Annotated in this window: 6 protein-coding genes; 3 read left to right on the top strand and 3 right to left on the bottom strand. The window is 68.9% G+C overall.

From position 1 onward, the window contains the following. Positions 1-112: 112 nt before the first annotated feature. The gene (locus VXC91_RS25515) at positions 113-2,506 is read right to left on the bottom strand and encodes an HAD-IC family P-type ATPase (RefSeq protein WP_329509670.1); all 2,394 of its coding nucleotides are present in this window, start codon (positions 2,504-2,506) and stop codon (positions 113-115) included. Between the two features lie 151 nt (positions 2,507-2,657). After that, positions 2,658-2,909, bottom strand: a complete 252-nt coding sequence (locus tag VXC91_RS25510) for a DUF2530 domain-containing protein (protein ID WP_329509669.1) — start codon at positions 2,907-2,909, stop codon at positions 2,658-2,660. 250 nt (positions 2,910-3,159) lie between these two features. Here VXC91_RS25510 and VXC91_RS25505 point away from each other — a divergent pair, with 250 nt between their 5' ends. Next, positions 3,160-4,611 carry an NCS2 family permease gene (locus VXC91_RS25505; protein ID WP_329509668.1) on the top strand — a complete coding sequence of 484 codons (1,452 nt, stop codon included), beginning with the start codon at positions 3,160-3,162 and terminating at the stop codon, positions 4,609-4,611. Between the two features lie 41 nt (positions 4,612-4,652). Here the strand turns inward: VXC91_RS25505 and VXC91_RS25500 are convergent, their stop codons facing one another. Beyond that, positions 4,653-4,835: a ribbon-helix-helix protein, CopG family gene (locus tag VXC91_RS25500; protein WP_329509667.1), complete on the bottom strand. Its 183-nt coding sequence runs from the start codon at positions 4,833-4,835 to the stop codon at positions 4,653-4,655. Positions 4,836-5,025: 190 nt separating this feature from the next. On the opposite strand from VXC91_RS25500, the gene VXC91_RS25495 reads away from it, so the two are divergent. Continuing rightward, complete coding sequence (locus VXC91_RS25495) at positions 5,026-5,463, top strand: MarR family winged helix-turn-helix transcriptional regulator (RefSeq protein ID WP_329509666.1); 438 nt, start codon at positions 5,026-5,028, stop codon at positions 5,461-5,463. A gap of 215 nt (positions 5,464-5,678) precedes the next feature. Beyond that, positions 5,679-6,956, top strand: coding sequence for an MFS transporter (locus VXC91_RS25490; protein WP_408057470.1), 1,278 nt, complete (start codon positions 5,679-5,681; stop codon positions 6,954-6,956). Positions 6,957-6,974: the final 18 nt, after the last annotated feature.

Below are 6,974 nucleotides of genomic sequence, written 5' to 3'. Positions count from 1 at the left end.
CGTTTCAGCTTCGCCGGCACCTCGACCACCCCGGCGGTCAACGCCACGGGTGACTACGTCGACGTGAGGTAAGCACCGCAAGCAGGTGACGCGGTGCCCGCCGGGTACCGCGTCACGCCGGGAACCGGCGGTCGACCCACTTCCACAGGAACTCCAGGACGACCGCCGCCACCGCCGCGATGCCGACGGCGAGCCACGGGATGGTGATTCCCACCAGTTTCAGCGCGAAGAAGTGCTGCAGTGACGGCACGAAGAGGACGAACAGGAACGCCACGCCCATCGCGGCCACCAGAAGGACCCGCCACCCGGTATAGGGCCGGGCGATGATCGCCAGGACCCACATGGAGATCAGGAACAGTGTCAGGGTCGCCACGCTGGTCTCCGCGTCCAGCGCTCCGGGACCCGTGTAGTGGTGCCGGGCGATCAGGTAGGTGACGAAGGTCGCGATCGCGGCGATGGCCCCGCCCGGGATCGCGTACCGCATCACCCGCCGTACGAAGTGGGGCCTGGCCCGCTCTGTGTTGGGGGCCAGCGCCAGGAAGAAGGCCGGGACGCCGATCGTCAGGGTCGACAGGAGTGTCAGGTGCCGGGGCAGGAACGGGTACTCCACCTGCCAGCACACCACCAGCACCGCGAGCAGCACCGAGTACACGGTCTTCACCAGGAAGAGCGTGGCGACCCGGGTGATGTTCCCGATCACCCGTCGTCCTTCGCCGACCACCGACGGCAGCGTCGCGAAACTGTTGTCGAGCAGCACGATCTGGGCCACGGCCCGGGTCGCCTCCGAGCCCGAACCCATCGAGACGCCGATGTCGGCGTCCTTGAGCGCGAGCACGTCGTTCACACCGTCGCCCGTCATGGCCACCGTGTGCCCGCGGGACTGGAGCGCACCCACCATGTCCCGCTTCTGCTGCGGGGTGACCCGTCCGAACACGGTGCCCTTGTCCAGCGACTTCGCCATCTCGGCCTGGTTCGTGGGGAGCCGGCGGGCGTCCAGGGCCTCGCCCGCGATACCGAGCTTCCCGGCCACCGCGCCCACGGACACCGCGTTGTCACCGGAGATCACCTTGGCGTGGACGTTCTGGTCGGCGAAGTAGCGCAGGGTGTCGGCGGCGTCGGCGCGCAGCCGCTGCTCGAGGACGACCAGGGCGGCGGGCCGGGCGCCGACCTTGACCCGGGGGTCGTCCAGGTCCCGGGAGGTGCGGGCCAGCAGCAGCACGCGCAGCCCCTGTTCGTTGAGCCGCTCGGTCTCGGTCAGGGCCGGGTCGTCCGGGTCCAGGAGGACGTCCGGGGCGCCCAGGAGCCACGTGCTGGACTCTCCGTTGCCCTCACTGAAGGACGCGCCGCTGTACTTGCGCGCGGAGGAAAAGGGGAGCGCCTCGATGCAGCGCCAGTCCTCGCTGTCCGGGTAGGCGTCGATGATCGCCTGGAGGGAGGCGTTGGGGCGCGGGTCCGACTCGCCGAGCGCGCCGAGCACCTTGCGTATGTACGTCTCGTCGGCGCCCTGGAGCGGGCGCAGTTCGGTGACGTCCATGCCGCCCTCGGTGAGCGTGCCCGTCTTGTCCAGGCAGACGGTGTCGACGCGGGCGAGCCCTTCGATGGCGGGCAGTTCCTGGACGAGGACCTGTTTGCGGCCGAGGCGTATCACCCCGATGGCGAAGGCGACGGAGGTCAGCAGCACGAGCCCTTCGGGGACCATGGGCACGATGCCGCCGACCGTGCGGGCTATGGAGTCCTTGAAGCCGTGCTGCTTGACCACCAGCTGGCTGATGACCAGGCCGATCGCGGTCGGGACCATCATCCACGTCACGTACTTGAGGATCGTGGAGATGCCGCTGCGCAGCTCGGAGTGGACCAGGGTGAAACGGGACGCCTCCTCGGCGAGCTGGGCGGCGTACGCCTCGCGTCCCACCTTGGTCGCCTTGAAGGCACCGGCTCCCGCGACGACGAAGCTGCCGGACATGACCGGATCGCCGGCCCGTTTGACGACCGGGTCGGCCTCACCGGTCAGCAGCGACTCGTCGATCTCGAGACCGTCGGTCTCGACGCAGGAGCCGTCGACCACGATCTTGTCGCCGGGGCCCACCTCGATGATGTCGTCCAGCACGATCTCGGAAGTGGCGATCTCGGCGGCCACTCCGTCCCGGCGCACGGTCGGGCGCGCCTCACCGATCACCGCGAGCGCGTCCAGGGTCTTCTTGGCGCGCCACTCCTGGATGATGCCGATGCCCGTGTTGGCGATGATCACGTACCCGAAGAGGCTGTCCTGGAACGGCGCCACGAACAGCATGACCAGCCAGAGCACGCCGATGATCGCGTTGAAGCGGGTGAAGACGTTCGCGCGGACGATCTCGCCCAGGGTGCGGCTGCTGCGGACGGGGACGTCGTTGACCTCCCCGCGGGTGACCCGCTCGGCCACTTGGGTGGCGGACAGACCCCGTGCCTGCCCCGGCACGGGGACAGGGTGCACGGGATCGAGTTCGGCGCCCGCGTCGATGTGTGTCATGGATTCGACGGTACGTGTGGATTTGAGCGTTCACCCGCCGAGCGCCCCAAAGATCCGACCGCGCGCCCCAAAGATCCGACCTGGGGAGGACGGCTCTCGTGCGGTGGGTGTAGACGGCTTTCGTGCGGTGGGTGGAGGGGGAACCTCGAGGCTACTGCCGGTCGGCGGCCTGTTTGATGGCCGCGTCGCGCCTGCGGACGTACCAGATCCCGATGCAGCCGAGGCCCGCGCCGGCCAGACATGTCCACAGCCACCAGGTGTGCCCGTGGTCGGCGAACCAGCCGTAGAAGGGGAGCTGGGCCAGGAAGAGGACGAACCAGAGGATGGTGCCGCCGGTGATGGTGGCGACCACGGGGCCCTCCAGGGGCTCCGGCGCCTCGTGTCTGGGGGTCCACTTCGCCATGCCCACAGCTTACGAGGGGCTCGTCCGGGGCCGGAGGACACCCCCGGGGCTGTGCGGAGCCGGCGCACCAAGCGTCTACGCGCGGAGATAGCGATCTGGGCCTCATATGTTCATACTGAAACGGTTCGAGTCTGGCCGCTTATGTTCGTATGAATCACCAAAGGACATGTGGGGGAATCCGTTGGTGATCAAGTGGTGGCGAGACTCGATCACGTTTGTCACAGGTTCGCCCGCAGCATTGAGGTCCCGCATGCCCACCTCGGCTCCCGCCAAGGCCCCCGCCCCGCAGCAGCCGGGCACCCTGCCCCCCTCCGGCGCTCTCGACCGCTACTTCAAGATCTCCGAGCGGGGCAGCACGCTCTCGCGTGAGATCCGCGGCGGTTTCGCCACCTTCTTCGCGATGGCCTACATCATCGTGCTGAACCCGATCATCCTCGGCAGCGCGAAGGACATGTACGGGCACCATCTCGACCACGGTCAGTTGGTCACCGCGACCGCCGTCACGGCCGCCTTCACCACGCTGCTCATGGGCGTCATCGGCAACGTACCGATCGCGCTCGCGGCCGGTCTCGGCGTGAACACCGTCGTCGCGCTCCAGCTCGCCCCGCGCATGTCGTGGCCGGACGCGATGGGCATGGTCGTTCTCGCCGGTTTCGTGGTGATGCTGCTGGTGGCCACCGGTCTGCGCGAGCGTGTGATGACCGCCGTGCCGCTCGGCCTGCGCAAGGGCATCTCGATCGGTATCGGCCTGTTCATCATGCTGATCGGCCTCGTCGACTCCGGCTTCGTCACCCGCATTCCGGACGTCGCCCAGACCACCGTCCCGCTCCAGCTCGGCGGCGACGGCCACCTGAACGGCTGGCCGGTCCTGGTCTTCGTCCTCGGCACGCTGCTCACCTTCGCGCTGATCGTCCGCAAGGTGCCGGGCGCGATCCTGATCTCGATCGTCGCGATGACGGTCCTCGCGCTCGTCCTCAACGCGGTCACGAAGATCTCGACCTGGGGCCTTACCGTCCCGGAGTGGCCCGGCAACCCGGTCGCCACCCCCGACTTCGGCCTGATCGGCAAGGTCAGCCTGTTCGGTGGATTCGGCAAGGTCGGCGTGCTGACCGGAATCCTCTTCGTCTTCACGGTCCTGCTGTCGTGCTTCTTCGATGCGATGGGCACGATCATGGGCGTCGGCGACGAGGCCAAGCTGACCGACGCCGAGGGCGACATGCCCGGCATCAACAAGGTCCTCTTCGTCGACGGCATCGCGGTCGCCGCGGGCGGCGCCAGCTCCTCCTCGGCCACCACCTGCTTCGTGGAGTCCACCGCGGGCGTCGGCGAGGGGGCGCGTACGGGCTTCGCGAACGTGGTCACGGGCGCCCTGTTCGCCGTGGCTCTCTTTCTCACCCCGGTCGCCACGATGGTCCCGTCCCAGGCGGCCACCCCGGCACTGGTCGCCGTCGGCTTCCTGATCCTGTCCAACTCCGTCAGGGACATCGACTGGGCGGACCACACGATCGCGATCCCGGCCTTCGTGACGATGCTGATGATGCCGTTCACCTACTCGATCACCAACGGCATCGGGATGGGCTTCATCACCTTCGTGGTGCTGCGCCTGGCCGCGGGCCGCGGCCGTGCGGTCCCGGTCCCGATGTACGTGGTGGCGGCGGTCTTCGGCTTCTACTATCTGATGCCGGCGCTGGGCCTGACCTGAGCCGCCGGGGGACGCCCGACCGTGCGGAACGTCTCGCCGGGTCAGGTGACCCCGTAGAACCGCTCCGTCTCCTCGACGGCAGCCTGGAATCGCTCGTCGAAGTCATCCCGAATGAGCGTCCGGACGACATAGTCCTGGACGCTCATTCCTCTTTTCGCGGCGTGGTGCCGTAGCCGGTCGAGCAGCTCCCGGTCTATCCGCACGCTGAGCACACTGGTCCCCATGCCTACGAGGGTTGCCGGACCAGAGCGTGCCACGCGTCACGTTCCGCTGCCCTATCACTCATATGGGTGATGCGTGCTGCTCAGCGGTTTCGCCGTGATCCCGAAAGCGGGGGAAGCTGTGGTCGGCGTCGCAAATGTGGACGCGCGCCTGAGTGGTCTTTAGAGAAGGTAATGAGTTATTCTAAAGAGCATGGCTGACCTGACCCATGGCGACGACGCTGCCGCCGTGAACGCTCTCCGTTCCGCTGTGATGCGCCTGTCGCGCCGTCTCAAGCACCAGCGGGTCGACGAGTCGCTGAGCCCGACCGAGATGTCGGTGCTCGGCACCCTCGCCCGTTGTGGCTCGGCCACGCCCGGCGAACTCGCACGCAAGGAGCACGTCCAGCCGCCCTCGATGACCCGCATCGTGGCGCTGCTGGAGAGCAAGGGCCTGGTCGAGCTGGAGCCGCACCCCGAGGACCGGCGCCAGAAGGTGGTCACGCAGACGGAGCGGGCCGAGGCGATGCTCGAGGAGAGCCGCCGCAGGCGGAACGCGTTCCTTGCGGGACTGGTCGAGGGTCTGGACGAGGACGAGTGGGCGAAACTCCGCGCCGCCGCTCCCGTCCTGGAGAAGCTCGCGCATCTGTGACACGCGGCCCCCACCCGCGTCCGTACGACATCGTCATCGCAAGGAGGCGAACCCTTTTGAGTTCGGGAACCGGAGCAGCTTCCGCCCCCGCACCAGCCACCCACGACTCCCCGTCCGCCCGCGACTCCACCGGGGCTCCCCGGAGCCCCGAGTCCTCGAAGCCCCCCACGTCCACCGCGTACGCTCCCGAGCGGGCCGAGCCCGCCAGGTCCTCGATGTTCAGCTCGCTGCGTGTGAGGAACTACCGGCTCTTCTTCCTCGGTCAGGTCGTGTCCAACACCGGCACCTGGATGCAGCGCATCGCCCAGGACTGGCTGGTGCTGAGCCTCACCGGTTCCTCCACCGCCGTCGGCGTCACCACGGCGCTGCAGTTCCTGCCGATGCTGCTCTTCGGGCTGTACGGCGGCGTGCTCGTCGACCGCCTGCCCAAGCGCCGGACCCTGCTGGTCACGCAGTCGGCCATGGGCGCCACGGGCCTCGTCCTCGCCTTCCTGACCCTCTCCGGCCACGTCCAGGTCTGGCACGTCTACCTCGCCGCCTTCGCCGTGGGACTCGCCACGGTGGTCGACAATCCGGCCCGGCAGTCCTTCGTCTCCGAGATGGTCGGCCCCGGGCAGCTGCAGAACGCGGTCAGCCTGAACTCGGCGAACTTCCAGTCCGCCCGGCTGGTCGGCCCCGCCGTGGCGGGTGTCATGATCACCGGTGTCGGCACGGGCTGGGCCTTCCTGCTCAACGGCTTGTCCTTCCTCGCTCCCATCGTCGGGCTGCTGCTGATGCGCGCCCGGGAGCTGCACGTGGTGGAGCGCACCCCGCGCGGCAAGGGCCAGCTCCGCGAGGGCCTGCGCTATGTCGCCGGGCACCCGGAGCTGATCTGGCCGATCGTCCTGGTCGGGTTCATCGGCACCTTCGGCTTCAACTTCCCGGTCTGGCTGTCGGCCTACGCGGACCACGTCTTCCACGCGGGCGCCGGTGCCTACAGCCTGTTCAACACGCTGATGGCGCTCGGCTCGCTGACGGGCGCGCTGCTCGCAGCCCGTCGCGGCACCGCCCCGCTGCGCCTGCTGATCGCGGCTGCGGCCGCCTTCGGCGTGCTGGAGATCGTGACCGCCGGAGCCCCGTCCCTCTGGCTGTTCGCGCTGCTCATGGTCCCGATAGGGATCTGCGGCCTGACGGTGAACGTCACGGCGAACACGACCGTCCAGATGGGCACGGACGCGGCGATGCGCGGCCGCGTCATGGCCCTGTTCATGATGGTCTTCATGGGCGGTACGCCGCTGGGGGCGCCCGTGGTCGGCTGGATCACGGACGCGTACGGCGCCCGGGTGGGGTTCGCGCTGGGCGGTCTGATCTCGGCCGCGGCGGCCGTGACGATCGGCCTGATCCTGGCGCGGGCCGGTGGCCTGCGCCTGGCCGTGGGCTGGCACCACGGGCATCCGCGGGTGCGTTTCGTGCCGCGCGCCCAGCGGGAGCAGCCGGCGAGGGCGTCGGCGTGAGCGGTCCAGGGGCGCCCC

The organism is Streptomyces chiangmaiensis (genome assembly GCF_036281785.1).
Classification (GTDB): domain Bacteria; phylum Actinomycetota; class Actinomycetes; order Streptomycetales; family Streptomycetaceae; genus Streptomyces; species Streptomyces chiangmaiensis.
Note: the sequence above shows the minus strand (reverse complement) of the source record. Positions and strands in the feature narration are given on the sequence as shown.

What these genes read in the sequence shown, in the direction of transcription:
- VXC91_RS25495 (WP_329509666.1), top strand. Translation starts at nt 5,026, where the DNA reads ATGGCTGACCTGACCCATGGCGACGACGCTGCCGCCGTGAACGCTCTC.
- VXC91_RS25500 (WP_329509667.1), bottom strand. Translation starts at nt 4,835, where the DNA reads ATGGGGACCAGTGTGCTCAGCGTGCGGATAGACCGGGAGCTGCTCGAC.
- VXC91_RS25515 (WP_329509670.1), bottom strand. Translation starts at nt 2,506, where the DNA reads ATGACACACATCGACGCGGGCGCCGAACTCGATCCCGTGCACCCTGTC.
- VXC91_RS25505 (WP_329509668.1), top strand. Translation starts at nt 3,160, where the DNA reads ATGCCCACCTCGGCTCCCGCCAAGGCCCCCGCCCCGCAGCAGCCGGGC.
- VXC91_RS25510 (WP_329509669.1), bottom strand. Translation starts at nt 2,909, where the DNA reads ATGGCGAAGTGGACCCCCAGACACGAGGCGCCGGAGCCCCTGGAGGGC.
- VXC91_RS25490 (WP_408057470.1), top strand. Translation starts at nt 5,679, where the DNA reads ATGTTCAGCTCGCTGCGTGTGAGGAACTACCGGCTCTTCTTCCTCGGT.